Annotated in this window: 22 protein-coding genes and 1 pseudogene; 12 read left to right on the top strand and 11 right to left on the bottom strand. The window is 72.0% G+C overall.

Going from position 1 to position 26,228, the window contains the following annotated elements; genetic code table 11:
- Positions 1 to 127: 127 nt before the first annotated feature.
- Positions 128 to 361: a hypothetical protein gene (locus AB0M26_RS06135; RefSeq protein ID WP_365255228.1), complete on the bottom strand. Its 234-nt coding sequence runs from the start codon at positions 359 to 361 to the stop codon at positions 128 to 130.
- A 412-nt stretch (positions 362 to 773) separates the two neighbouring features.
- Between AB0M26_RS06135 and AB0M26_RS06130 the strand changes: the two genes are divergently transcribed.
- The gene (locus tag AB0M26_RS06130; protein WP_365255225.1) at positions 774 to 1,814 is read left to right on the top strand and encodes a family 2 encapsulin nanocompartment cargo protein polyprenyl transferase; all 1,041 of its coding nucleotides are present in this window, start codon (positions 774 to 776) and stop codon (positions 1,812 to 1,814) included.
- Between the two features lie 294 nt (positions 1,815 to 2,108).
- Here the strand turns inward: AB0M26_RS06130 and AB0M26_RS06125 are convergent, their stop codons facing one another.
- Both AB0M26_RS06125 and AB0M26_RS06120 read right to left on the bottom strand, forming a co-directional pair.
- Complete coding sequence (locus AB0M26_RS06125) at positions 2,109 to 3,176, bottom strand: hypothetical protein (RefSeq protein WP_365255222.1); 1,068 nt, start codon at positions 3,174 to 3,176, stop codon at positions 2,109 to 2,111.
- A gap of 117 nt (positions 3,177 to 3,293) precedes the next feature.
- The gene (locus AB0M26_RS06120; protein ID WP_365255219.1) at positions 3,294 to 4,538 is read right to left on the bottom strand and encodes a putative glycolipid-binding domain-containing protein; all 1,245 of its coding nucleotides are present in this window, start codon (positions 4,536 to 4,538) and stop codon (positions 3,294 to 3,296) included.
- 317 nt (positions 4,539 to 4,855) lie between these two features.
- On the opposite strand from AB0M26_RS06120, the gene AB0M26_RS06115 reads away from it, so the two are divergent.
- Both AB0M26_RS06115 and AB0M26_RS06110 read left to right on the top strand, forming a co-directional pair.
- On the top strand, positions 4,856 to 5,269 hold the full coding sequence (locus AB0M26_RS06115; RefSeq protein ID WP_365255216.1) for a YciI family protein: 414 nt from the start codon (positions 4,856 to 4,858) through the stop codon (positions 5,267 to 5,269).
- A 261-nt stretch (positions 5,270 to 5,530) separates the two neighbouring features.
- Entirely contained in the window at positions 5,531 to 6,748 is a 1,218-nt protein-coding gene (locus AB0M26_RS06110; protein WP_365255213.1) for a DUF6596 domain-containing protein, read from the top strand.
- 332 nt (positions 6,749 to 7,080) lie between these two features.
- On the opposite strand, the gene sodN is transcribed toward AB0M26_RS06110, so the two are convergent.
- Complete coding sequence (gene sodN, locus AB0M26_RS06105) at positions 7,081 to 7,476, bottom strand: superoxide dismutase, Ni (RefSeq protein ID WP_365255210.1); 396 nt, start codon at positions 7,474 to 7,476, stop codon at positions 7,081 to 7,083.
- Positions 7,477 to 7,624: 148 nt separating this feature from the next.
- On the opposite strand from sodN, the gene sodX reads away from it, so the two are divergent.
- On the top strand, positions 7,625 to 8,146 hold the full coding sequence (gene sodX / locus AB0M26_RS06100) for a nickel-type superoxide dismutase maturation protease (protein WP_365255207.1): 522 nt from the start codon (positions 7,625 to 7,627) through the stop codon (positions 8,144 to 8,146).
- 44 nt (positions 8,147 to 8,190) lie between these two features.
- Here the strand turns inward: sodX and AB0M26_RS06095 are convergent.
- The 4 genes and pseudogenes from AB0M26_RS06095 to AB0M26_RS06080 all read right to left on the bottom strand — a co-directional run.
- Positions 8,191 to 8,646, bottom strand: a pseudogene (locus AB0M26_RS06095) (ABATE domain-containing protein); the annotation flags it as partial.
- A gap of 443 nt (positions 8,647 to 9,089) precedes the next feature.
- Positions 9,090 to 9,851 carry an amino acid ABC transporter ATP-binding protein gene (locus tag AB0M26_RS06090; RefSeq protein WP_365255204.1) on the bottom strand — a complete coding sequence of 254 codons (762 nt, stop codon included), beginning with the start codon at positions 9,849 to 9,851 and terminating at the stop codon, positions 9,090 to 9,092.
- Entirely contained in the window at positions 9,848 to 10,792 is a 945-nt protein-coding gene (locus AB0M26_RS06085; protein WP_365255201.1) for an amino acid ABC transporter permease, read from the bottom strand. The genes AB0M26_RS06090 and AB0M26_RS06085 overlap by 4 nt, the downstream gene beginning before the upstream one ends.
- A gap of 60 nt (positions 10,793 to 10,852) precedes the next feature.
- Positions 10,853 to 11,815 (bottom strand): ABC transporter substrate-binding protein, encoded by a 963-nt coding sequence (locus AB0M26_RS06080; protein WP_365255198.1) that lies wholly within the window; start codon positions 11,813 to 11,815, stop codon positions 10,853 to 10,855.
- A 500-nt stretch (positions 11,816 to 12,315) separates the two neighbouring features.
- On the opposite strand from AB0M26_RS06080, the gene AB0M26_RS06075 reads away from it, so the two are divergent.
- Positions 12,316 to 13,524, top strand: a complete 1,209-nt coding sequence (locus AB0M26_RS06075; RefSeq protein ID WP_365255191.1) for an NADP-dependent malic enzyme — start codon at positions 12,316 to 12,318, stop codon at positions 13,522 to 13,524.
- A 425-nt stretch (positions 13,525 to 13,949) separates the two neighbouring features.
- Positions 13,950 to 14,912 carry a zinc-binding dehydrogenase gene (locus AB0M26_RS06070; protein WP_365255188.1) on the top strand — a complete coding sequence of 321 codons (963 nt, stop codon included), beginning with the start codon at positions 13,950 to 13,952 and terminating at the stop codon, positions 14,910 to 14,912.
- Positions 14,913 to 15,276: 364 nt separating this feature from the next.
- Here the strand turns inward: AB0M26_RS06070 and AB0M26_RS06065 are convergent, their stop codons facing one another.
- From AB0M26_RS06065 to AB0M26_RS06055, 3 genes are all read right to left on the bottom strand, one after another.
- Entirely contained in the window at positions 15,277 to 16,320 is a 1,044-nt protein-coding gene (locus tag AB0M26_RS06065; RefSeq protein WP_365255185.1) for a helix-turn-helix transcriptional regulator, read from the bottom strand.
- The gene (locus AB0M26_RS06060; RefSeq protein ID WP_365255182.1) at positions 16,320 to 17,225 is read right to left on the bottom strand and encodes a DUF4097 family beta strand repeat-containing protein; all 906 of its coding nucleotides are present in this window, start codon (positions 17,223 to 17,225) and stop codon (positions 16,320 to 16,322) included. The genes AB0M26_RS06065 and AB0M26_RS06060 overlap by 1 nt, the downstream gene beginning before the upstream one ends.
- A 212-nt stretch (positions 17,226 to 17,437) precedes the next feature.
- Positions 17,438 to 17,617, bottom strand: coding sequence for a DUF6104 family protein (locus AB0M26_RS06055; RefSeq protein WP_365255179.1), 180 nt, complete (start codon positions 17,615 to 17,617; stop codon positions 17,438 to 17,440).
- Between the two features lie 168 nt (positions 17,618 to 17,785).
- Here AB0M26_RS06055 and AB0M26_RS06050 point away from each other — a divergent pair, with 168 nt between their 5' ends.
- The 6 genes from AB0M26_RS06050 to AB0M26_RS06025 all read left to right on the top strand — a co-directional run bounded on the left by AB0M26_RS06050 (position 17,786) and on the right by AB0M26_RS06025 (position 26,154).
- A complete protein-coding gene (locus AB0M26_RS06050; protein ID WP_365255176.1) occupies positions 17,786 to 18,139 on the top strand; it encodes a CU044_2847 family protein in 354 nt (117 codons plus the stop codon).
- Complete coding sequence (locus tag AB0M26_RS06045; RefSeq protein WP_365255173.1) at positions 18,132 to 20,123, top strand: trypsin-like peptidase domain-containing protein; 1,992 nt, start codon at positions 18,132 to 18,134, stop codon at positions 20,121 to 20,123. The genes AB0M26_RS06050 and AB0M26_RS06045 overlap by 8 nt, the downstream gene beginning before the upstream one ends.
- 172 nt (positions 20,124 to 20,295) lie before the next feature.
- Positions 20,296 to 21,306: a MoxR family ATPase gene (locus tag AB0M26_RS06040; protein ID WP_365255170.1), complete on the top strand. Its 1,011-nt coding sequence runs from the start codon at positions 20,296 to 20,298 to the stop codon at positions 21,304 to 21,306.
- Positions 21,307 to 21,308: 2 nt separating this feature from the next.
- Entirely contained in the window at positions 21,309 to 24,713 is a 3,405-nt protein-coding gene (locus tag AB0M26_RS06035) for an SAV_2336 N-terminal domain-related protein (RefSeq protein WP_365255167.1), read from the top strand.
- Entirely contained in the window at positions 24,710 to 24,871 is a 162-nt protein-coding gene (locus AB0M26_RS06030) for a hypothetical protein (protein ID WP_365255164.1), read from the top strand. Before AB0M26_RS06035 ends, AB0M26_RS06030 begins: the two co-directional genes overlap by 4 nt.
- A 65-nt stretch (positions 24,872 to 24,936) precedes the next feature.
- On the top strand, positions 24,937 to 26,154 hold the full coding sequence (locus AB0M26_RS06025) for an FxsB family cyclophane-forming radical SAM/SPASM peptide maturase (RefSeq protein ID WP_365255279.1): 1,218 nt from the start codon (positions 24,937 to 24,939) through the stop codon (positions 26,152 to 26,154).
- Positions 26,155 to 26,228: the final 74 nt, after the last annotated feature.

Genomic DNA, 26,228 nt, shown 5'->3' with positions numbered 1-26,228 from the left:
GCCGCGCTGATCGTTTTCCTCGGCGACAAGCTCGGAGTCGGCGCGCAGCTCTCGCGCCCCGCGGTCGGCGGCGGGGCGGCGGTGCGACGCTGCGGGGCGCGGCGGGACGACCGGTTTCGGACCGGCACTAGCTGCGCAGGAAGCTGTCCCCGTGGGTGGTGGCGTAGCTCTCCACGGCCTCCATGGCACGCTGCGTCTCGTCGGGGGAGCCCTTGCCGTGCTGCTGCGCGTAGTACGCGGAGCCCAGCTTCTTCAGCAGATCGCCTCCGGCCCGCTGGGCCTGCACCTCGTCGAGCTTCTGCCGGCCTTGCTCGAGCCCGCGCTGCGCCTGCTCCTTGGCGCGGTCCAGGAACCCTGCCATGACTGCCTCCTGCTGATCGGTGCGGCCGGGACGGGTGCCCGGCTCTCGTCCCTCGATCCGGACAACGGCTGCGTCCCGGTCCGGGTTCCCAGGGGCGGGCCCGGTATGCAGGGATTAGTCGGCTTTGGTGTCGTTGCCGGCGCGGCGAGAGCAGGAGTTGCGCCACCCGTGTCCGAGCGGCGGGGCCCGGCGGGCCGGTGCGGGCGCGTCCGCGGCCGAGCGGAGGCACGGGGCGGGCCCAAGCGGAACCAAAGGGCGAGGGGAAGCAGAAGCGGGAACCGAAGGATCACGGCTCTCCCCGGACCGGGGTCATCTATTCCCACTCATTTGTGTAATGGCCGCCGAGGAGCCCGCCTGCCACGATGAACCGGCAGGTGAGAGACCTGCGTTGGCAATGGGGGAGGGCGGGGACATGAACACCTTCACACGGCGCCGCGAGCGCTCCGAGGCCGCGGATCTGCTCGCGCGGTCGCGCAAGGATGTCGATCCGGAACTCCGGGCGGCGGTGGACTCACTGCCGGCCGCAATGCGGCGCGTGGCCGCCTACCACCTGGGCTGGGAGGACCCGGACGGCATGCCGGGCAGGGGCCATGCGGGCAAGGCGATCCGGCCGGCCCTGGTCCTGGCGGCCACGGAGGCGCTGGGCGGGCGGCCCGAAGACGCCGCGCGGCCCGCGGCCGCCGTCGAACTGGCCCACAACTTCACGCTCCTCCACGACGACGTGATCGACCGCGATGACACGCGTCGTCACCGGCCCACTGCCTGGACGGTGTTCGGGGTGGCAGACGCGATCGTGGCAGGGGACGCGCTGCAGTCCCTGGCGCTGCGCGTTCTCGCCGAGGACCGGCACCCCGCGGGCGCGGGCGCGGCCGCCCGGCTCGCGGCATGCGTCATCGAGCTCTGCGAAGGCCAGCACGCCGATTGCGCCTTCGAGCAGCGCGCCGACGTGACACTCGATGAGTGCCTGGCCATGGCGGAGGCCAAGACCGGTGCCCTGCTCGGCTGCGCCTGCGCTCTCGGTGCCCTGTACGCAGGAGCGGACGGACCCGTCGTCGACGCGATGGACCGGTTCGGCAGGCAGGCGGGGCTCGCATTCCAGCTCATCGACGATCTCATCGGGATCTGGGGGGATCCGGCGACCACGGGCAAACCGGCCGGTGCCGACCTCTCGGCCCGTAAGAAATCCTTGCCCGTGGTCGCGGCGCTGACCTCCGGCAGGCCAGGCGCAGCCGAGCTGGCCCGCATATACGAGGGGGAGGGCCCCATGGACCGCGTCGAGCTGCGGCGTGCGGCGGAGGCCGTCGAGCGCGCGGGGGGCCGGGACTGGGCGCAGAGCGAGGCGTGCGTACGGATGGCGGGGGCCATGGACGACCTGACGCTTGCGGTGCCGGATCTCGCACGGGCCGAGGATCTGCTGACGCTCGCCGAGTTCGTCACGCGCCGGAGCTGCTGAGCGCCGGCGGATCCGGAGCGTGCCCGCTCCGAGAGGGGGACCCCGAATGCGTCCGTCAGGAGTTGATCTCGGCGCGTGCACGGGGAGATGGCGGATCCTCGCGGGCGCGCGGGGCGGGGCGCGCGAGGGGGATGCGGTCGGCGGAGCCGGGAGCAAGGACCGCGAGGGCGTCGTACCCGAGGCGTCGTACCCGAGGGCGCCGTACCCGAGGCGTCGTACCCGAGGGCGTCGAACCCGAGGCTGAAGGGGCCCAAGGGCCGGAGGCGGGGCCTGAGTTGTCCCGAATAGGTGATGTCAGTCGCCCCCGCCTCCACCACCTCCTCCGCCGTCACCGCCACCGTCACTGCCTCCTACGCCGTCACTGCCGCCTCCGCCGCCGCCGTCGAAGCCACCGCTGCCGCCACCGTCCCATTCCCCGCCGCCTCCCGGGCCGTTGTCGCACGCGCCGGAGCCCAGGTTGGTGTACCAGGGGTCCGACCAGACCGATTCACCGCGGGAAGGGAGGGGGCGGGTGCGGAAGCGCACCGTGCCCGTGCCGTCGCCGAGGCCGAAGGCCGCCGCGACGGCGTGCGCCATGACCGCATCCAGGGGGTCGGTGCCCTGATGCATTGCGTCGGCGAGCGGTTGCAGCAGCATGCCCCGGCCCGCGCCGGGCCGGGGCCGGGCGAGGAGGGCGACTTGGTGGCCGTTGCACATGAGGCGTGACGCGCGGGAGTTCTCGCGTCTCAACTCCCAGCGCCGGTACGGGATGTCCACGGTGACGGCACACCTCGGCCTCCTCCGGTCCGCCGTCACCACGAGCGCGGCCCGAACCTCGCCGACCGTGAGCACCAGTCCCCGGTCCGGGATCCGGCGGTCGGGCGAGACGCCGTACGGGGCCCGGAGCCGTACGGCGGGGGCCGAGGCGGACCAGACGTCGACGCGGGCCGAACGGCGGTCGACGGCCACGGCGATCGTGCCCGCCGGTCCCGGCGCGATGCGGCGGGCGATCCACAGGGGCACGCCCTCGGCCAGTGCCACCTCGGACAGGGCCGCGACAGCTCCCGGTCCGCCGACCCGGCGTACCGCCGACTCGCCCAGGACATGGGCGAATTCGGCGGCCCGGCGCACCGTGACCGGGTGTGTCGACCCGGTGATGCGTGTGACCGGCACGATGCCCTTGCCCGGTGCGAGGGCGGCGAGCGGGCGCACCGCGCCCCCGCCGCCCAGCCACTGCCCGCTCAGATACGCCTCGGCCATGGCTGCCATGTTCAGCTCGGACACCGGGGTGTCCCGGGCGCCCACCCGCAGCCGCTCCTCGGTCAGTTCCACCGTCCTGGCCAGCGGATTCCAGGCTTGCTCGGTATACAGGACCCCACTCATGCGACCAGCCCCCGATGACGTCGTGCTCCGGCCTGCTGCCTCCGAGCCGGATCGGCCGTCGCTCGTGCGGCGCAGAACCGTCACCGGCGGCGCGGCTGCCGCTCTTCTGCGGTGCGTTCAGAATGTCACGTCCGGGCCCGGACGTCCCGTCTGCGTGACCCGCCACAACCTCCGTGGCAGTGTGCCCTCCTCGAAGGGGTGCACCTCCCGCAGCTCCCACCCTTCCGCGAGGGTGTCGACCAGCTCGCGGTCGAAGAAGTGGACGGCGTAACCGCCGTGTTCGTAGATGGAGTCGCCGTGCGCCGCGCCTTTCCCGTAGTGCTCGTCGCCGGTGTGCCGCACGGTGTAGACGAAGACGCCTCCGGGCCGCAGGACACGCGCGACCTCGTCGACGAGGGCCCGGATCTCCTCGGTCGACAGCGCCATGGACAGCAGCATGTGTGCGTAGACCGCGTCCACGGCGGAGTCGGGCAGCGGCAGTGGCGCCCGTACGTCGTGCTCGATGGTCTCCACACGGTCTGCCAGGCCCTCCGCCTGTGCGCGTTCCCGCAGCCGTTCGAGCCCGGTGGGGCTGAAGTCGGACGCGATGACGCCGAATCCGGCGCGCGCCAGGTACAGCGCGTCGCGCCCGTGCCCGGCGCCCAGCTCCAGGACCGTACGCGCCCCCGCCTTGCGGAAGGTGATGGCGGCGTGGACGGCGGGCTCGGAGGGCTGCTGCCCGTACATGTCCGGCTGGTTCCGGTAGGTCTCCTGCCAGTGCCGCTGCTGTTCCGGCGCGAGTCCGGTCCCGGGGCCCTGCAGGCGGAAGGCGAGAGAGGGGTAGGTCACCACCTGCCCGTCCGTGGCGAGCTCCAGATCGGCGGTGAAGTCCTCCGAGGTGAACCTCACCCGCGCACCGTGGTCCGTGGTCCCCAGGTGCGCATAGGTCTGGGGCGACGGCGTCACGGTCAGGTCGGGGACCGAGACCCAGGCCATCAGGAAGTCGTGCTCGCCGGGGCCGGTGTGCAGCCCGTGCCGCAGTACGGGCATGGCGTTGGTCAGCGGCGACAGGCCGAGGTCGCAGTCGTCGGCGCCCGTCACCTCGGGCAGCGGCCGCCCGTTCGCCGTCCACCGGCCGTCCTCGTCGCGCCGCAGGTCCAGGCTGCGGGACTCACCGGACGCGGTGTCGGCGGAGACGAACAGCCGGCGCGTCACGTAGTCGTCGCCGGTCTCCAGTTCGTACGTCAGCCAGTAGGGCTCGGGGACGGTGCCGACGACGCGGCCGCGGGCCCGCAGGGCCGTGCCCGAGAGCTCCGTCCACGCCGTCTCGAACCCTCCGCTCCCGGTGACCCGCCAGGTCACTCCCTGGGGCAGACCGGCCATCGATGCCCTCCCTATCCGTCCCTGTGCGCGCGAGTGCCTGTGCGTGGGAGTCACTGTCGTGCGAGTCCCGGTGCGTGCGAGCGGAGCCGGCGCGCCGCGCCTGCGGTCCACAGGTCCGATGCTCTCACCGGGAGCGGCCGGTGCGCGTGTGGCTGCGGCGACGGAAAGTAGTGGTTGGGTACGTTCTGCGCGAGCAGGGAGCGCGTTCCGGAACTTTCCGGCCGTGGGGATGTCGAGGACGCATCCCGGGCTCCGACGTCTCCTGCGAAAGATGCCCCCGGCGGGGGCCGCCACGGACGAGGTTTGAGGAGAGAGCCATGAAGTACCTGGTGATGGTGCTCGGCAAGCAGTCCGACTACGACGCCATCAGCGGCAAGTCGCAGGACGGGCCGAGTTGGACGCAGTCGGAGCTCAAGGCGATGTTCGAGCACATGGGGGCGATCAGCGACGACCTGGCCGAGGCGGGCGAGCTGGTCGACGCCCAGGGGCTGACCGAGCCGGCGCAGGCCAGGTTGGTCACCGCGTCGAAGGACGGTCGCCCCGTGGTGACCGACGGGCCGTACGGGGAGAGCAAGGAGGTGCTGGCCGGGTACTGGGTCATCGACGTCGAGAACGTCGACCGTGCCACCGAGGTCGCGGCTCGGGCGTACGCCTGCCCCCAGCCCGAGGGCGTACCGCGCTACCCGGTGGTCGTGCACCCGCTCGACGAGAGCGGCGGCACCGAGATGTGAGCCGGTGCGTGCGTGGGGACGTACGCCCCGGGGCACGGACACGCCACCGCTCGTCACTGCCGCTCCCTGACGCTGACGAACGGTCAGCGGCAAGCGGCAGCGACGAGGTCGAACACGTGCGGGCCGACGACGCATGGAGCGAGAACGAATGAAGCGACAACGGGCGGCGGGCCGGGGCCGCATGGGTTGGGACAGTGCAACGGACAGCGGCAGCCGGGGCGTAGCGTGACCGGGCCGGAGGACAGGGGAACCGAGGAGCTGATGCGCACCCTCGCGCCGCAGGTCCTCGGCGCTCTCGTACGGCGGTACGGCCATTTCGACACCGCCGAGGACGCCGTGCAGGAGGCCCTGCTCGCCGCGTCCGTGCAGTGGCCGGAGGAGGGCATTCCGGCCAACCCCCGCGGCTGGCTGATCCGTGTGGCCTCCCGCCGCCTGACCGACCTGCTGCGCAGTGAACAGGCGCGCCGCCGACGCGAGGAAAGCGCCGCGGCGCTCACGCCGCCGGACGCGTTCGTGGCCCCGCCCCCCGGCGAGGCCCGCGCGCCGAACGAGGAGGACACCCTCACCCTGCTGTTCCTGTGCTGCCATCCCGCGCTCACCCAGTCCTCGCGGATCGCGCTCACGCTGCGGGCCGTAGGCGGTCTGACCACGGCGGAGATCGCCCGCGCCTTTCTCGTGCCCGAGGCGACGATGGCTCAGCGCATCAGCCGCGCGAAGCAGCGCATCAAGGCGTCGGGCGCCCGCTTCCGGCAGCCGGAAGCGGGCGAGCGCGCCGAACGGCTCGCCGCCGTCCTGCACGTCCTCTACCTGATATTCAACGAGGGCTACACGGCCAGCTCCGGCAGCAGCCTTCAGCGTACCGATCTGGCCGTGGAGGCGATCCGCCTCACCCGCTCCGTACGCGCCCTGCTGCCGCACGACGGCGAAGTGGCCGGGCTCCTGGCGCTGATGCTGCTCACCGACGCCCGACGCCCGGCCCGTACGGACCCCGACGGTTCCCTGGTCCCGCTGGCCGAGCAGGACCGGACCCTGTGGAACCGTGCATCGGTCGACGAGGGCCTCGCACTGTTCACCGATGCGGCGTCGCTCCGCGGCGAGCCCGTCGGCCCGTACCAGCTTCAGGCGGCCATCGCCGCGGTCCACGACGAGGCCGTCCGCGCCGAGGACACCGACTGGCAGGAGATCCTGGCCCTGTACGAGTTGCTGGCGCGCCTCTCACCCGGGCCCATGGTCACGCTCAACCATGCCGTCGCTGTCGCGATGGTGGACGGCCCGCGCACCGGTCTCGCGATGATCCGGTCCCTCGAAACCGACGAGCGGTTGGCGGGACACCACCGGCTGGAGGCGGTCCGCGCCCATCTGTTGGAGATGGCCGGGGACACGGAGGCGGCGCGCGCCGCGTACGGGAACGCCGCCCGCCTGACGCTCAGCGCTCCCGAACGCCGCTACCTCCGGGCCCGGGCGGCCCGCCTGGCCTGAAGAGGTCCGTGCCCGCTCGGCCGCAAGGCCCCTCCGTGCCTGCCTGGCCTCAAGGCTTCGGCGGCCACGTGCCTCACCGCGTTGCGGGGCTGGGCCCCGTGCCCGCCGGGCACGCCGCCCCGGGGTACGGATCCACGCGTCTCCCCGCACGCGCACGGCCCTCCGCACAAGACCGCACCCGCACAAGACCGCACCCGCACAAGACCGCACCCGCACAAGACCGCACCCGGACCACGCGGACTGAAGGGGTGGAAGTCCGGCGGACCGGGTGCGGACCGTCTTGGTCCTGCGGTACGGACGACCGCAGGTCTGATCGTGGGACCAGGCCGGGATCAGGCGTTCTTGGTCTCCCAGAAGATCTTGTCGATCTCGGCGATCAGGTCCAGCAGCTTCTGGCCGGTGGCCGGGTCGGAGGAGCCCTTGGCTGCGCTGGCGGCCTTCAGGGCGTCGTTGACGAGCTGGTGAAGCTGCGGGTACTTCTCGAAGTGCGGCGGCTTGAAGTAGTCGCTCCACAGCACGGAGATGTGGTGCTTCGCGAGCTCCGCGCGCTGCTCCTTGATGACAATGGCGCGGGCCCGGAACTGCTGGTCCTCGTTGGCCTGGTACTTCTCCTGGATGGCCTTGACGGACTCGGCCTCGATCCGGGCCTGTGCCGGGTCGTAAACGCCACAGGGCAGATCGCAGTGGGCACTGACCTGCACCTTCGGGGCGAACAGGCGGGAGAGCATAGAGCTGTCCTTCCTCGTGATCGTCTTCTCATGGGGGAGATTACTCCCTGGGAGAGGTGATTTTGCGAGTGCCCCAGGGGGCTTAGGACAAAAGTCCGGTGCCAGGCTGGGTACTGGTGGAGGAACGGACGGAGCCGGGAGGTGCCGGATGCCGGAAGGTGGCCGGTGGCAGGGCTATGAGGACGGGCGCGAGCCGGAGCAGGGCCGCGACCGGCGGTCGGCGACACCCTTCGGGCTGGCCGACGTGGTCGGCCCCTCGATGGTGCCGACCCTGCGGCCGGGCGACCGGCTCGTGGTGCAGTACGGTGCGCCGGTCCGCCCCGGCGACGTCATCATGCTGCGCCACCCGATGCAACAGGATCTGCTGATCGTCAAACGCGCCGCCGAGCGGCGCGACGGCGGCTGGTGGGTGCTGGGCGACAACCCGTACGCCGAGAGCGACAGCAGGGAATTCGGCACCGTGCCCGAGGAGTTCGTGCTCGCCCGCGCGCGGATGCGGCTGCGCCCGCCGAGCGTACGGAACGGTCAGCGGTCCCCGGTGGCGCTGCTCGCCTGGGTCTTCTCGGCCGTACGCTTCGTGCGGTCCGCCCGGCCGGGACGTTCCGGGGCGCCCTCGTCCCCGCGGCGCGAGGCCAGGTCCTCCGTCTCCAGGCGCTTGCGGGCGCGGTAGGCCGCAACGTTGGCGCGGGTCGCGCAGCGGTCGGAGCAGTAGCGCCGGGACCGGTTGGTGGAGGTGTCGAGGTAGGCGTTGCGGCAGGGCGCGGCCCGGCAGATGCCCAGCCGGTCGACGCCGAGGTCGGTGAGCTGGAAGGCGAGACCCATGGCGGCGGTCGCGGCGTAGCCGGCGGTGGCGTTCGCCGCGTGGTCCGCGATGTGCATGTGCCACTTGGGGCGGCCGTCCTCGTCGCGGAACTCGTGCCCGGAGATCTGCGGGCTCACCGGGAACTCCATCAGCAGGGCGTTGAGCAGATCCACCGCCCGTACCTCGTCGCCCTCGTCGGCCGCCTCGAAGACTGCCCGGAGCCGGCTGCGTACGGCACGCAGCCGGGTCACATCGGACTCGGTCGCGCGGCGGGCCGCCTGGGAGGCGCCGAAGAGGGCGCGTACCGCGTCGACCGAGGTCAGCTCGTCCTTGCCGCGGGTGAGGTCCTCGCTGTTGACGAGACGCACCGCGTAGTCCGAGTAATAGGCCAGTTCCACTTGTATTCCTTACGGGTGCTGTCCAGTTTCGAACGCGACCGGCGTAACGGCCGATTGTGCTTCGAGGGTATTACTTCTGCGCGCGAGGTGGATGGGGGTACCGCGCTGCACGACTGCGCACCGATCAGCTCCGGGCGCTGTACGGGCAGATCGCCGGAGTCCTCAGGGACGGTGGGAATTCCCGGAAATGCGTGCGGTGGGCTTCGCCGAGGCCCCGCCGGTGTGGTGCTCGCAGTCGGTCGGAACCGTCCTCGTCGGGCTGAAGTAGGCGCCACGCTCCTGGGCTGAAGAAAGAAGAGAGTGGGAGGGCGGAGACGGAAGAGCCCTCCGCGGCGCCTGCCGCGGAGGGCTGTGCATGTCCCGGCCTGTCGGAGGGCTGTGCATGTCCCGGCCTGTGGCCGGGGCGCGTTGAACTACAGCACCTTCGAGAGGAACGACTTGGTGCGTTCGTGCTGGGGGTCGGTGAGGACGTCCCGCGGGTGGCCCGACTCGACCACGACGCCGTCGTCCATGAACACCAGCGCGTCGCCGACCTCGCGCGCGAAGCCCATCTCGTGGGTCACCACGATCATGGTCATGCCGTCCTCGGCCAGGCCGCGCATGACGTCCAGCACGTCACCCACGAGCTCCGGGTCCAGCGCCGAGGTCGGCTCGTCGAAGAGCATCAGCTTCGGCTCCATGGCCAGGGCACGGGCGATGGCCACCCGCTGCTGCTGGCCGCCGGAGAGCTGGGAGGGGTAGCTCCCGGCCTTGTCGCGCAGGCCCACCCGGTCCAGCAGCCGCTCCGCCCGCTCCCGGGCCACGGCCCTGGTCTCGCCCTTCACCTGGACCGGTGCCTCCATGACGTTGGCCAGGGCGGTCATGTGCGGGAAGAGGTTGAAGCGCTGGAAGACCATGCCGATGTCGCGCCGCTTGAGGGCGACTTCGCTGTCCTTCAGCTCGTAGAGCTTGTCGCCCTTCTGCCGGTAGCCGACCAGGTCGCCGTCGACGTAGAGCCGACCGGCGTTGATCTTCTCCAGGTGGTTGATGCACCGCAGGAAGGTCGACTTGCCGGAGCCGGAGGGCCCGATCAGGCAGAACACCTCACGGGGCGCGACCTCGAGGTCGATGCCCTTCAGGATGTGGGCCGGGCCGAACGACTTGTGCACGCCCTCGGCCTTGACCATCGTGCTCATGCGCCACCTCCGCTCGGACGGTTGCTGAAGGCGGCCAGGTTCACCTTGATCCGCTGGAACGGGGTGAGGGGCAGGCTGCGCACGCTTCCTCGAGCGTAGTACCGCTCCAGGTAGTACTGGCCGACGCTGAAGACGCTGGTCAGGATCAGGTACCAGACCACGGCGAGGAAGAGCATCTCCACCACCGCGCCGGAGGTCTGGCCGATGTTCTGCGTGGACCTCAGCAACTCGTCGTACTGACAGGCGCTCGCCGCCAGCGACGAGGTCTTGAGCATGTTCAGGAACTCGTTGCCGGTGGGCGGCACGATGACGCGCATCGCCTGTGGCAGAACGACCCGGCGCAGCGTCTTGCTGTGCGTCATGCCCAGCGCGTGCGACGCCTCGGTCTGGCCCTCGTCGACCGACTGGATGCCGGCCCGGACGATCTCCGACATGTACGCGGCCTCGTTCAGGCCGAGTCCGAGCAGAGCGGCCATGAACGGGGTCATGAAGTCGCTCATCTCGTCCCGGTAGAACCCCAGGTTGATGTAGGGGAAGACCAGGGCGAGGTTGAACCACAGGATGAGCTGGACGAAGACCGGAGTGCCGCGGAAGAACCAGATGTAGCCCCAGGCCACCGAGGAGGTGACCGGATTCTTGGACAACCGCATCACGGCCAGGACGATGCCCAGCACCAGGCCGACCACCATGGAGAGGACCGTGATCAGCACGGTCCTCCACAGACCCTCCAGCACGCTGGAGTCGAACATGAAGTCCGGGATGGCCGACCAGTTGATCTTGGCGCCGGCGAAGGCGTTGACCAGCAGTGCCAGCAGTCCGAGGACGATGATGCCCGAAGCCCACCGGCCGTAGTGCCGGACGGGGATCGCCTTGATGGTCTCAGGCTGCGGGCCCGGTGGCGGGATGTCCTCCGGGCCCGTCTTGTCGATGGGAACAGTCACGGGTAATGCCTTTCAGCGTTCCTTCGGCCGTACGAATCCTTCAGGAGGTCGTACGTACGATCAGGAGCCGCCGTTGATCTTGATCTCCTTGACTGCGCCGTCCTGGACCAGCCACTTCTTCATGATCTTGTCGTACTCACCGTTCTTGACGGTCGCCTCCAGCGCGGCCTTCAGGGCGTCGCGGAGCTGGGTGTTCTCCTTGCCGACCGCGATGCCGTACGGGGCGGCCTCGACTTGCTCGCCTACGATCTCGAAGTCCTTACCGCCGCCGGAGGTCTTCACCGCGTACGCCGCGACCGGGAAGTCGCTCGCGCCCGCGTCCGCGCCGCCCGCGCGCAGCCGGGTTTGCGCCTCGACATCGGTGTCGAAGGCCTCGATGGTGATTGCCTTGCCACTGGCCTTGGTGCACTTCTTCGACTGGTCCTTGGCCAGGTCGTGCGACACGGTGCCGCGCTGGACGACGACCGTCTTGCCGCAGAGGTCGTCCCAGGTCTCGATCCCCTTGGTCTGGCCCTTCTTGGTATAGATCGAAACACCCGCGGAGAAGTAGTCGACGAAGTCGACGCCCTCGAAGATCTTCTTTCCGGTCTCCGGGTCGATTCCGTTCTGCCGGTCCTTGGTGTCCGTCATCGCGGACATGGCGACCTGGTACCGGCCGGAACGCATACCGGTGAGCAAAGTGTCGAAGGTGCCGTTCTGGAACTCGAACTTCACACCGAGTTCCTTGCCCATGGCGTCGGCGAGGTCGGGGTCCAGACCGACCGTCTTGCCACCCTCCTTGAACTCCACCGGCGGGTACGCGATGTCCGAGCCGACCTTGATGACCTTGGAATCCTGGATGGCCTTGGGCAGCTTGGAGAACAGGGGCGCCTCGGAGCCCGCAGCGGTCGAGTCGCCGTTGCCGCCCTTTTCCGTCTGGTCGCCGCATGCGGTGAGCAGCAGGGCGCCCGCGACCGCGATCGCGCCGGCGGCGGCCATCCGGGACCTGGCTGCGGCCGCGCGACCAGTGTTGCTTGCGGTCATTGCTGGTTCCTCCTGCGAGTGAGGGAGTAGCCGATCGGTCGGGCACATCATCGAGTGTCGCGACCTCGTGTGATTGAGGCATCTTGCCATCCGGACGGCTCCGAACAGGGGGCCAGCCATGTCAAAATCGGATAACGGGCTTCCCCGCCGCCGGGCCCACGTAAGCGCAATTCGTGCGCGACTCGCGACTGTCCGGAGTGAGCGGCCCTCAGGGCGACTCCATTGCGTGATATGTCTCCCGGCCGGATGGCGGGGCCGAAAGAGTTCATGTCATGCGCCCGCGTGACGAAAGCGACTCGTCCATGTCAGCGCTCGTGCGGTAGAAACGGTGGTTACACCCCTCACCCGGGGCTCAGGGCGCGTGTGCGGCGCGCCCGGCGTCCGTTACCCATTCCGCGCAGCGGCCCATCCGCCGCGCAGGTCTTCCGGACGCGTGCCCGCCCGCTCCTCAACCTGGGGCGGCTACCCTCGACAGAAATCAGACATAAGGGGTCCAAAAAGTGGCAGCGGAGATCGTGAATCCTCGCAGCGATAGCGATACGGCGGACGACGGCGAGCCTTCTGATCCGGCCTTCGCCCTCCACCGCGGCGGCAAGATGGCCGTCCAAGCGACCGTCCCGGTCCGCGACAAGGACGATCTGTCCCTCGCCTACACGCCGGGTGTGGCCAAGGTGTGCAGCGCCATCGCGGAGAAGCCGGAACTGGTACACGACTACACGTGGAAGTCTCAGGTCGTCGCCGTCGTGACGGACGGCAGCGCGGTGCTCGGGCTCGGCGACATCGGGCCGGAGGCGTCGCTTCCGGTGATGGAGGGCAAGGCGATCCTCTTCAAGCAGTTCGGCGGGGTGGACGCCGTTCCGGTCGCCCTGGACTGCCGGGACGCCGACGACATCGTGGAGACCGTCGTCCGTATGGCGCCGTCCTTCGGTGGGGTGAATCTCGAGGACATCTCCGCACCGCGCTGCTTCGAGATCGAGCGCAAGCTCCAGGAGCGCCTGGACATCCCGGTCTTCCACGACGACCAGCACGGCACGGCCGTGGTCACCCTCGCCGCGCTGCGCAACGCGGCCCAGATCACCGGGCGTACGCTCGGGCAGCTCCGGGCCGTGATCTCCGGCGCCGGTGCCGCGGGCGTCGCGATCGCCCGGATCCTCGTCGAGGCGGGCATCGGCGATGTCGTCGTCTGCGACCGCAAGGGCGTCGTCAGCGCGGACCGTGAGGACCTCACGGATGTGAAGCGGGATCTGGCCGCCTTCACCAACAAGGCGGGCACCACCGGCTCTCTGGAATCGGCGCTCGCTGGCGCCGACGTCTTCATCGGGGTCTCCGGCGGGACGGTCGCGGAGTCAGCGGTCGCCACGATGGCCGAGGACGCGCTCATCTTCGCCATGGCCAACCCGAACCCGGAGATCCACCCGGACGTCGCGCACAAGTACGCGGCCGTGGTCGCCACCGGCCGCAGCGACTTCCCGAACCAGATCAACAACGTGCTCGCCTTCCCCGGGATCTTCGCGGGCGCCCTGCAGGTGCGCGCCTCGCGGATCACGGAGGGGATGAAGCTGGCCGCGGCCGAGGCGCTGGCGGCCGTGGTGGCGGAGGAACTGAGCGCGGACAAGGTCATCCCCTCGCCCTTCGACGAGCGTGTGGCACCCGCGGTCACCGCGGCGGTGGCAGCGGCCGCTCGCGCCGAGGGGGTCGCGCGGCGCTAGCTGTATCGATCACGAGCGACGGACGCCTACGGGCCGTGGCCCGCCCCCGCGGCGGGTGGCGGCCCGTAGCCCGTAGGCGCCAGGGGGCGCCCGGTCCCGCCGCTGCCGGACGCCCTGAGTTGGTTCCAGACCGTTTCCATGGGGGGCGAACTCGCCCCGCCTGCGCTGTACTTCCGGCCGGGTGGCCGGGTGGCGGTGCGACGAGCCTGCGGCCCGGGAGCGGACAGGCGAGCGGACACCTTCCGCGAAGCCCGCCTGAGCCCGGCGCCCCCGCACGGCCGGCCCCGGTACGGCGCACGGGCCGTCGGCGGTGCGTCCGCACGCCGTGCGTGTGCCACGCCGAACGGGGGCCATTGGAAGGCGCGGTGCGATTCACACCGGTGTGAGGTTCCGCCGCGTGCCGCGCGCGTCCTAGTCTCGGGATCATGTTCGCTGCCTACGCCGCCCGAATCGATCGTGACCAGCCGCTGAGCGGCCTCGAGCTGGGGGAGCGCCCCGCGCCGGAGGAGCGACCCGGCTGGACCACCGTCAACGTCCGGGCCGCCTCGCTCAACCACCACGACCTGTGGTCGCTGCGCGGGGTCGGCCTCGGCGAGGAGTCACTCCCGATGATCCTCGGCTGCGACGCGGCGGGCACCGACCAGGACGGCAACGAGGTCGTCATCCACTCCGTCATCGGGCAGAGCGGCCACGGCGTCGGCCCGAAGGAGCCCCGCTCCATCCTCACCGAGCGCTACCAGGGCACGTTCGCCGAGCAGGTCGCCGTCCCCACCTGGAACCTCCTTCCCAAGCCCGCGGACCTGTCCTTCGAGGAGGCGGCCTGCCTGCCGACCGCGTGGCTGACGGCGTACCGGATGCTGTTCACCAACGCGGGCGTACGGCCGGGAGACAGCGTCCTCGTCCAGGGCGCGGGCGGCGGGGTGGCGACCGCCGCGATCGTCCTCGCCAAGGCGGCGGGGCTGCGGGTCTACGCCACCAGCCGTGACGAGGCCAAGCGCAAGCGGGCGGTGGACCTCGGTGCCCTCGACGCGTTCGAGCCGGGGGCGCGGCTGCCGGAGCGCGTGGACGCGGTGATCGAGACGGTCGGCGCGGCGACCTGGTCGCACTCGGTCAAGTCGCTGAAGCCGGGCGGCACTCTGGTCATCTCGGGTGCCACCTCCGGCCCCAACCCCAAGGCCGCCGAGCTGAACCGCATCTTCTTTCTGGAGCTGAAGGTCGTCGGTTCGACCATGGGCACCAAGGACGAGCTGGAGGACCTGCTCAACTTCTGCGCGACGACCGGCGTGCGGCCGGTCGTCGACTCCGTGCTGCCGCTGGACCGGGCGCGCGAGGGCTTCGAGAAGATGGCGGGCGGCGACCTCTTCGGCAAGATCGTCCTGACCGTCTGAGCGTTCACCCATAACCTCCCGGTCCATCGGATGACCAGGTGGGCGGCGGCCCGCCCGGGGCACCGCCGACCCGCCGCACCTCGGTGGGGTGGGGCGCGGACGGCCGACCGAGGACGTAGGCGCGTGGACAACGGGCGTACGGGCGCGAGGACTTGGGTCCGGCGGGCGTGCGTTGCCGGGGCGGGACGCGGCCCTGGCGGGCCTTCCTGCCGGAGCTGCCACGCCGACGGGACGCAACGCATCTCGCACAACGGATCCCGCATGGCGCTGGTTTCCACGGGCCGGATCGACGACCCGATGGAGGACGTGCCGGAGCACACCCTTCCGTCCGGCAACGGCTACCGCTGGGACTGATGCCTCGGCCTCAGGGACGCGGAGCGCGCAGGACGGCACCGATGTGGGCCGCGGCCGTCGAGAGATGGCGGCGCGCCTCCTTCAACTGCTCCGCACTGACGCCGTGGTCGCGGGCCGCGTCGCGGATGTCGTCCCGGAAGCGGTCGAGCAGGCGCTCCAGATCGCGGGCCGGGTCGGTGGAGGCGGTTCCCGGTTCCCGGGCCCACTCGGGCTCGGGGCCCTCCGGTGTCCCGGCCCCGGCAGCGTTGCCCCCCGCCGCGGGGCCCTCGCCCGACTGCTGCTTGCCGAGGTCCGTCCGCTCGACCGTCACGTCCGCCGCCTCGGGGCCGGGACCCGTCTGCTGTGCCACCCGGCGCATCTCACGGGTGACTTCGGTGAGCGCGTCGCGTACGGCGCCCTGCCAGTCGCCGCTGCGGATCTGCCCCTGCGTCTGCTCCTGGACCCGCCTGACGATCCTCTGGATCTCCTCGCGCGCGAACGTCTGCGCGTCCCGTGCCTGCTGACGGGCCCGCTGCGCATCCTCCTTGGCGCGACGGCTCTCCTCCTTCGCCCTGCGTGCCTGCTCCTTCCACTCCTCCTTGGCGCGCCGCAGCTCCTCCTTGGCCTGACGCCAGGCCTCGCGGTCGCCCAGAGCGCCCTCCCAGCCCTCGGCCGAGGGCCGCTCGGCACGCGCCTGGCGCGCGGCGGCACGCATCTCGCGGCGGAGGTCACCGGCCATGTCGCGGACGTCCTCGCGGATCTCCGCGGCCAGTTCGGAGACGGATTCGCGGATCTCCAGCTCCAGATCGGCGAGTTCGCCCTGGCGCCCGGCGAGTTCGGCGCGCCCCGCGTCGGTGATCGAGTAGACCTTGCGGCCCCCCTCGGAGGTGTGGGTGACCAGACCCTCGGCCTCGAGCTTGGCCAGCCGCGGGTAGACGGTGCCGGCGGACGGCGCGTAAAGGCCCTGGAAGCGCTCCTCCAGCAGACGGATCACCTCGTAGCCGTGGCGGGGGGCTTCGTCCAGCAGCTTGAGGAGGTACAGGCGGAGCCGGCCGTGGGCGAAGACGGGAGGCATCAGAGGGCCTTTCCGGAGCTGGTGGGGGAGTCGGCGTGCGGTCCTGCGTCTCCGTTGTGCGGCGGTTCCCCCGCACCGTAGGGGGGTTCGTCCTCGGTCTGCGGGCGGCGCAGCAGGGCGATGGCGCCGGAGACGGTGCTCGCCTTGAGTCGCCCGTTGCCCTCGCCGAGGGTGCCGATGAGCTGCTTGGTGCCCCAGTGGCCGGTCACCTTGAGCTCTTCGAAGGCGCTGGAGACGGCGCCGCTCGCCGTGCTGGCCTCGACCCTGGTGTCGGCCGGGTGGGGAATCCTGATCGCGATTTCGCCGGAGACGGTGGCCAGGGTGAGATCGGCGGTCCTGCTGTCCACATCGACGATCATGTTGCCGCTGACCGATTCCGCTTGCACCGCGGAGCCGTACGCCTCGATCACGGTGAGATCGCCGGAGACGGAGGTGAACCGGAGCTGCCCGGTGAGCCCTTGGGCGTCGACGCCGCCGGAGACCGTCTCGGCACGGACGTCGCCGGTGAGCCCGACGAGCGTGGTGTCACCCGTGACCCCGCAGATGTGCGTGGGACCCTCGATGCCGGAGACCACCGCGCCGGCACCCACCACACCCACCTCGACGCGTGTCCCGGCCGGCACGGCGAGCGAGACGGCGGCGCTGCGCCGGCGGCCCTTGGGGTCGAGCCACTTCAGGAACCCCTTCCAGGGCAGGTCCTCGTACGTGACGGTCAGCGCGCCGTCCTCGTGCGTGACCATCAGCGGCGGGCCCTCGAACGCGCTGACCTCCAGCCGCGCCGTGCCGGCGTCGGTGCCGACGACATTGACCGTGCCGCCGACGATGCGGACGCTGACCCGGTCGACCGGGCCTTCCAGGTCGAGTGTGCGCGGGCCGGAGAGCGACCACGCGTTGCCGGCTTTCACTGCTGCGGCCTCCCTGAGGCATGGGCGTTCGACGACATATCGCGTTGCCATACGGAAGACACGATATATCGCGGGCAGGGGAAGTCAAGGGAGACGATTGCACGGGCTTCGCAGGGAAAACGGGGGACGACCGGCCGTGGCGGGGACGAAAGGCGCAGCCGCTCTGACGACGTACAGCGCGAGTCGCGTACTACTCGTCCGCCTCCCGGCCGCTACTCGTCGTCCTCGTCGTCGAGGCGCGCCAGCCATGTCGCGAGCCGCTCGACCGGGACCTCGAAGTCCGGGTTGAGATCGACGAACGTACGGAGCTGCTCGGCCAGCCACTCGAGGGTGACCTCTTCCTGGCCGCGCCGCCGCTCCAGTTCCTCGATGCCGCGGTCGGTGAAGTACACGGGACGCTCCTGATCCTCCGGAGATGTTCGCCTCCCAGGGTATGCGGGCCGTGGCCGGCACCCGCGCCGGCCGCCGCGGTCTCGCCCGCCGTCGGCGCAGGCCAGTACCCTTGTGTGGCTCAAGCACGAGCCGGGGAGGGCGAGTTGCTGTCGGAAGCGGGGGGAGCCGTGGCACGCATCCAGAGGATCCAGCTGCCCGGGGGAGCCGAAGTGCTCGCCCGTGTCCGTACGCCGGGGGGCTACGGGGAGGACGACGAGGACGTCGGCGTCCTCGACGCCGCCGCGGCCAAGGTCGAGCAGCTCCGTGAGGTCATCGGCGGAGTGGGCACGGCGGTTCTCGGCGCGGCGTCCGCGGTGAAGCCCGACGAGGCGAGCATCACCTTCGGCATCGAGCTGGCCGCCAAGTCGGGCAAGGCGCTGGCCGTGCTCGCCGACGGCGAGGCGAAGGCCTCGATCCAGGTGACACTGACCTGGCGGCCCGGCCCGGATTCGGCGGACGACCCGGCACGCACGGATGGGTGAGCCGGGGCATCTCGACGCACTGACCCGCGCCGCGACCGTGCACCTCCTGCCCGACGGCGGCGACGGCGCCGGGCGTTCCGCGATGTGGGGGAGCGGGTTCTTCATCGCCCCGGGCTGGGTCCTGACCTGCGCCCATGTGCTGCGGCCCCATCTGGGGCAGGGGCGGGACCGGGTCCTGTGCGTCCGCAACGATGCGGTGAACGGCGGAACACCCGTCGAGGCGCGCCTCGCGGACTGGCTCCTGACGGATGCCGGCAAGGACAAGGTGCCGGTGGCCGAGGACCTGGCCCTGGTGCGGCTGCTGGACGGGAGCGTCGAGCACGAATGCGTCTGGTTCACCGACCGGGCGGAACAGCCGGGCGGCGATCCCAAGTCGGCCCATGGTTACCGGCCCGGCGGCCCCGGGGACGACGCCGCGGTCTCCTGGAGCGCGGATGTCGAGATCAACCAGCGCGACGGGCCGTACGGGATGCGGTTCGCGCCGCAGGCCGAGTTCCCCAAGGGCACGTCGGGAGGGCCCGTACTCGACCCGTCCACCGGAGCCGTCGTCGGGATCATCAAGTCCCGCAGGGCGGACCGGGACGGCGGCATGGCCATCGCGGCCTCCGCCCTGCGGCGGTTCGGCGATCTGTACGGGGAGGTGCTGACGGCCCATGACCGCTGGCACGGGGACCGCGCCGCGCTCACGCCGTACCACTGGGCCGCCGAACAGGCCAAGCTGCCGGGCAGCAGCCCGGGTACCGGCGGGGACCGCTGGACCCCCCTCGACCGCATCGAGGCGCTCGGGCTGCTCGCCGAACTCCCCGCTCCGGGCAGTGCGTCCGACGTGGCGGCCCTGGTGCAGCAGGCCCGGGGCGAGCCGCCGCCGCCCGGCCGCCCTCCGCTGCTGCACACCTGGCGCGACGGCCACGGCAGGCTCTACGGCAGTGACGGCCCGCTGGAGGCCATCGCCTTCCTCCACTACCTGCGTCTGGTGGCACTCCTCGTCGAGCAACGGGACGGCGACGCCAAGACGCTGTCGGACTGGGTCGACCGGCGGTTGAGGAGCGTACGGCCTCCGGTGCGCGCGGTGGTCACCCTCACGCGCCTGCCGAAGACGTCGGCCGCGCCCGTGGGCCGGGACACCGGACGGCGCGTGATCCCGTACCCGGGCCCGGGCGAAGGCGCCACCGTCATCGTCGAGTTGGAGCCTGTGCACTACGAGGAACCCACGCGCTTCTACTGGCGCATCCGGGTCGACGACGGTGACGACAGCGGCGAGCCCTTCGAAGCCGAGGAGACCGGGCGAGGGGTGCTTCCCGAGGATCTGGTCCGGCGCCTCCGGCAGCCGCTGGCCGAAGTCTTCAAGGGCGTCGACACGCCGGACTGCCCCGCGCCGCTCGAAGTGGTCCTGCCCGTCGACCACTTCGACACCGCGGTGCACCGCTGGCAGCTCAGCGAGATGGCGAAGCTGTACGACACGGCGCAACTGCCCCTGGGTGCGCACCGCCGTGTGGTGCTGCGCGACATCGCTCGCCGTGGAGAACCGGCCAACGTCTGGCTCGCCCGCTGGGAACTCACCGCCGAAGCAGAGGAGTTCAGGGCCGTGCGCACCCCACCGCCGGGCCGCCCGCCGAGGTCTCGTCAGTTCCAGGACATGCCCCCCGCGGCCATCCCCGTGCTGTGCCGCCCCGCGAGCAAAGGCCTCGGGCGCAAGGCCATCGACCTGGCGCTGCAGGCCGGCCACGGCATCGCGCTCTGGCACACCGACGGGCACACCGCCGGCGGTTGCCTGGACGACTGCGACACCTTCCACGCGGGCGCCGCGGAAGCGCTGGGGCGGCTGGGATCAGCCGCTGAACTGCCCGACCGGCTGCGCCGTATCAGGGAGGAGATCCATCGGGACCGGGACGCGAACCACTGGGCGGAGGCGGTGGCCGTTCTGTACGACGACCCCAGGAGGCCGGTGCCCGCCGGCGCGCCCGGGACGCTGGACTCGCCATGAGGTCCACCGGCTCCTTACGGCGCGCGAGCGGCACGCGGCACCTTGGTGACTGTCCGGAAACCGCCGATACCGGCGCGCTGCGTGGGTACATTTTCAGGGGCCCGTTGTGGGCACAGCCTGCCCCCGTCGGCCAAGGCGCGGCGCCCCACCGACCGCCGACGAGGAGCGAGAGTTGAGCGACTGGCTGATCTACCGCGGCACGGGCGACGCCGATCACGACCGGATCCGTACGCTCCCACCACCCCCGCCCTGGCGGACTTTCGAGGGCGGTCCCGCCGTCCCCGCCGCCCCGCCCATCGACGCGGCCTCCAAACGGCGGCTGGGGAAGACGAATGCGCCGCTGCCCACCCAGGACGAAGAGGCACTCCACCTCGTCAATGCCGCCCTGTACCTGAGGCGCCCGCTGCTGGTGACCGGCGAGCCCGGCTCCGGCAAGAGCACACTCGCCCACGCCGTGGCCCATGAGCTGGGACTCGGCCGCGTACTGCAGTGGCCCGTCGTCAGCCGCACCGAACTGAAGGACGGGCTCTACACCTACGACGCCGTCGGACGCCTCCAGGACGTGCAGCTCTCCCGCCAGAACGACGGACCCGAGGACGACATCGGCCGCTACATCAGGCTCGGTCCCCTCGGTACGGCCCTGCTGCCCAGCGAACTGCCCCGCGTCCTGCTCATCGACGAACTGGACAAGAGCGACCTGGATCTGCCGAACGACCTGCTGAACGCCTTGGAGGAGGGCGAGTTCGGCCTCCCGGAGCTGGAGCGCATCGCCGACCGACCCGGCCGCGACGAGGTGCAGGTTCTCGACGACGACGGCCGGCGGGTGCCGGTGCGGAGGGGCCGCGTCCGGTGCTGCGCCTTCCCGTTCGTCGTCATGACCAGCAACGGCGAGCGGGACTTCCCCGCACCGCTGCTCCGCCGCTGCATCCACCTCGAACTCGACCCGCCGCGCGACGAACGCCTGGCCGCCATGGTGCAGGCGCATTTCGGCGCGGGCTCCGACGAGCGGAACCTCGACCTCATCTCGCTCTTCGCACAAGGGACCAGGAGCGGCGAGCTGCGCCCGACCGACCAACTCCTGAACGCCATCTTCCTGACCCAGTACGCGGCGCGCGAGGAGCGCGACAGCCGGGAGGACATCGCGGACCTGCTGATGCGACCGCTCGACCAACGGCAGCGGTAGCCGTGTCCACCGTCGCCGGCGCCGGCTCCGCCGACGCCGTGAGCGCTCTGCTCACGGCGCTGGTGGCACGGCTGCGGGAGGCGGGCATCGAGCCCACGGCCGAGGAACTGGCGGACACACTCTGGCTGGCGCGGTGGGCGGGCCCGGCGCAGCCCCGTACACGTCCCGGCGGCACTCCGCCGCCGGCTTCCTCCGCCCCGTCCTCCCCCTCCGCGCCCGCTCAGGAGCAGGCGCGCGCCGAGGAGTCCCCGGTGGCCCCGCGCCGGGACCAGGAGGGCCGGCCGCACGCGGGGACGGGCGCCCGTGCCGATCTGTTCGCCGCCGCGCCCCACGGAGGCCGGGACCCCGACGGCACACTGCCCGTACGGGTGCCGGCCGCCTCCGTACTGCCCCACCCGGAAGCCCTGCAACGCGCCCTGCGTCCCCTGCAGCGCTTCCGTGCCCCGGTCGTCCCCTCACGGACCCGCGTCGACGAGGAGGCGACCTCCGAACGGGTCGCGGACACCGGCCTCGTCATGCCCGTGTTCACGGGCATCCGGCGGCGCGAGGCACGCATCAGGCTGCTCATGGACGTCTCCACCTCGATGGCCGTGTGGGAGCAGACGCTCGACGAGCTGCGCCAGGTCTGCGAACGGGCGGGAGCCTTCAGAGAAGTCCGCGTGCACTACCTGCACCCGGCCGAGGACGGAACCCCCGGGGTCGGCAGGACCATGACCCCCGGCTCCGTGCTGCGCGCGCCCGCACAGCTCGCCGACCCGACGGGCCGGCAGCTCACTCTGGTGCTGAGCGACTGCGCCGGGCCGATGTGGCGCAGCGGGCGGATGCAGCGACTGGTCCACCGCTGGGCCGCCGCCTCACCGGTGGCCGTCGTGCAGCCGTTGCCGCAACGCATGTGGCAGCGCACCCACTTACCAGCCGTGCCCGGTGTGCTGCACCGGGCGGAAGGCCCCGTGGGGCGGCTGACGTTCACGGCGGCCCGGGGGCCGGGGGGCGGCCCCGGAGCCATGCCCGTACCCGTACTCGCGCCGGCCCCGGCCGCGCTGGGCGCCTGGGCCCGCCTCGTCTCGGGCACGGCGGGCGTCTCGCTCCACGCGGCCGCGGGACTGGTCCGCGCCGGCCACGGCCCGTCCTCGGCGGTGCCCCGCTCGTCCGAGCCGGTCGACGCCGCCGCCCGCGTCCGTGCCTTCCGGCGCGCCGCCTCACCGGAGGCCGCGCAGCTCGTCGTGCATCTCTCCGCCGTGCCCCTGGTCCTGCCGGTGATGCAGCTCGTCCAGCGGGCGATGCTCGCCGGGACCGGGCCGTCGGTGCTCGCGGAGGTCCTGCTCAGCGGCCTGCTGCGGCGGAACGCCGACGCCGGGCGCGCGGCCGGCGGCCGCCCGGGCGGCCCGGAGTACGACTTCCTCGACGGTGTGCGCGAACAGCTGCTGCGGCAGCTTCCGCTCGGCGACGCGCAGCTCGTCCTCAAGCACTGTTCCCAGTACGTGGAACGGCACTTCGGGCGCCGCGCACGCAACTTCCCCGCCATGGCGGCGGCCTATCTGTCGGGCTCCGTGGGGCGCTCGATGGAGGGGCGCGGCGACGGGGACCTTCCCGGACTGCGGACGTTCGCACGGGTCTCCGAGCAGGTCCTGCGCAGGTTCCTCCCACAGAGCACGGTGCCCGCGATGCCGCCCGTGCCGGACGACCCCCGCATCCTGAGCGCGAAGGCGCGCGAACTGCTGGACCGCTTCAGGGCGCAGGGGACGGCACGCGACCTGGACGAGGCGGTACGGCTGCTCCAGGGCGCCGCGACGACGCGGCTGGACGACGACCGCGCGGCGGCCCAGGAGGCCCTGGTGGACGCGCTGCTGCTCCGCTGGCGGACCCGGCATCTGCCCGAGGACCTGGAGACCGCCCGTCAGGCCGCCGAGCATGCGGCACGTCACCGGCCCTCGGCGATGCCGGTGCTGGCAGGGGTCGTGGAGATCATGGCCGACGAGGTGCTGGCCGGCGGGATCACCTCACGCGTCGTGCCGTACGCGCTGCGCCAGGAGGCGGAAGCGCACGACATCCCTGCCGAGTTGCAGGGGGTCTGGGTCGTACGCGAGCTGTTGGTCGAAGCGGACCGGCGCCTCGACGCGTTCGTCCGAGGACCCGGCGCTTCGGGGGACGACAGAACGCTCTTCGCTGCGGTCGGGCAGCGCGTCGGCGTGCTCCGCAAACTCGCCCTGGTCCGGCACGAGCTGGATCCGTGGCCCGATGCCTCCGGGACGCGCACCGACGAGAACTGGTTCGTCACGCTGATGCTGGAGGCGGTCGGCCTCGCCGACGCCGTCCTGGAACGCGCCACCACGGTCGACAGCCGGTGGGGAGCCATGGCGGTCGCCAACGGCCGGATCTGCCTGGACCTCGCGCGGCACTACGCGGGCCGGGGACCGGCGGTACGGCATCCCCGCCCCGGCGATCCCGAGCGGCTGAGGGAGATGGCCGGTCACGCCGTCGACACGCTCCAGGACGGGCTCGCCGTCCTGTCCGAGGTGCAGTGGCCCGGCGAGGACCTCGCTCAGGGGTGGCTGGATCTGGCCGAAGCGGTGGAGACGGCCGCCGGCGGGCTGTCGGACACCGGGGCCTATCGCGCGGTACGAGTAGCGCTCGGCCAGGCCCTGGGGCCGGCCGCCGGCGTCCCGGACCCCGAACTGCGGATCACCTGCCTCCGCCGTACCGCGGAGGTGACATGGGACCACCACCGGCGCACCGGCGACACCAGTGAACTCGGCTTCGCGGCCGTGACACTGGAGACCGCGGTCGGGCTCGCCGGGCGCGACCACGCCCGCCGCGCCGAACTCCTCGCCTTCCGCGGCGAAGTGCTCACCGCCTGCGCGCTGGGCCGCCCTCTCGCGTCGGCCGATGCGGACGAAGCCGTACGGTCCCTGCGCGAGGCACTTGCCGAGACGCCGGACCGTCATCCCCAACTCGCCCGGCGGCGCCTGCTCTTCGGTGAGGCGCTCCGCGTACGCCATACGCACGGGGGATCACTCGCCGATCTGCACGAGGCCGACTGGATACTCGGTGCCGCGGCCCGCGAGTCGGACGACCCGGCAATAGAGGCCCGCGCGTCCCTGGTGCGCGGACAGGTGGGGCTCGACCTCGCCCGCCACACCGGGTCGCGCGAGCGCCGGCAGCGCGCGGCCGACGACTTCCGCCGTGCGGCCGAGGCGGCCGAGGCGCTGGGTCACCTCGAAGCCGCGGGAGACGCACGGGGGCGAAGAGCCGAGGTACTGGAGTCGACGGCCGGTGCGTCACATGCCCTCCAGGAGTACCGCAGGGCTCTGGACCTGCTGGAGAGAGCGTCCGGGCCCGGCTCCGCGCACCTCTCGGCGGAGACGATCCGTACCCGCGTCGCGATGCTCGAGGCGGGCGACGCGTGACCCACCCCGCCGACGAACGCGGCACACCGCTGCCCGAATTCACCGACCTCGACCTCGCGCACCCGCCGGCGCACCCGGTTCTCTCCGCGATCCTCGCGGGACTTGGAGAGCGGGGCCCCGACGACGACGTCGTCGCCTACTACGAAGACGCGCCGTGAGTCCGGCCCCCGTCGACCCCGCGGAGCCCCCGGGCACCGCCGAGCCGCTCTGGCCGCACCGGAGTCTGGAAGTGGCGGCGCTGCGCGCCAGGGGCGTACGCCCTGTCCCCTTCCGGCAGTTCGTCCTCAAGGTCCACAGCCGCTGCAACCTCGCCTGCAGCTACTGCTACATCTACACCGGGCCCGACGAGAGCTGGCGCCACCGCCCGGCCCGCGTCCCCGTCCGCACCATGCGCCGCACGGCCCGCCGGATCGCCGAGCACGTCACCGCGCACCGGCTGCGCAGGATCCGGATCGAACTCCACGGCGGCGAACCGCTCCTGGCCGGCCCCGGACCCGTGGTCGCCTATGCCCGCGCGGTACGGGCCGCGGTACCCGCCCACTGCGAGGTCACCGCCTCCGTGCAGACCAACGGCACGCTCCTGACCGCGCGCACCCTCGACCGGCTGGCCGCCGCCGGCATCCGCGTGGGCCTGAGCCTCGACGGAGGCAGCGCCCGGCTGGCCCGCCGCCGCACCGACCACGCCGGCCGCTCCTCCTGGCCCGCGGCATCGCGCGCGGCCAGGCTACTGGCCGCGCGCCCCGAGCAGTACGCCGGGCTTCTGTGCACGCTCGACCTCGCCACCGACCCCGACGAGGTCTACCACTCGCTCACGGCGTTGGGCCCGCCGCACATCGACTTCCTTCTCCCGCACGCCCATTGGGCCGCGCCGCCGCCCGGACTCGCGGTCCTTCCGGAGCCCGGCCGCCGCCCCCGTCCGACCCCGTACGGCGACTGGCTGGCCCGGGCGTTCGACCTGTGGTGGAACGCCGACCGGATGCGGACCGGCGTACGGCTCTTCAGCGCCGTCGTGGCGCTGCTCCTCGGCGCCCCCAGCACCGCGGAGTCCGTCGGACTGTCCCCGATGGCCGCCGTGGTCGTCGACACCGATGGTGCCGTCGAGCAGGTCGACTCGCTGAAGACCGCCTACGCGGGCGCCCCCGCCACCGGCCTGGACGTCTTCGCCCACAGCTTCGACGAGGCCCTGGAGCACCCCGGGATCGCGGCACGGCAGATCGGCGCGGAAGGGCTCGCCGCCGACTGTTCCGCCTGCCCCGTGCTGCGCGTGTGCGGCGGCGGCAACTACGCCCACCGCTATGTGCCGGTCAGCGGGTTCCTGCACCCCAGCGTGTACTGCGCGGATCTGGAGCGGCTCATCCGGCACATCGCGGGCCGCCTCGACGCCGTGCTCGCCGCTCCGCGTTCCGGTGGCAGCAAGTCGCCTGGGATGACAGGGTTTTGACGGACAATCGACGGGCGTATCGCATGCCGCCCCGCAGGCCCGCGGGGCCGGCGGGGCGGAGCGGACCCGAGGAA

It is taken from the genome of Streptomyces sp. NPDC051776, from assembly GCF_040681345.1.
Taxonomy (GTDB): domain Bacteria; phylum Actinomycetota; class Actinomycetes; order Streptomycetales; family Streptomycetaceae; genus Streptomyces.
Note: the sequence above shows the minus strand (reverse complement) of the source record. Positions and strands in the feature narration are given on the sequence as shown.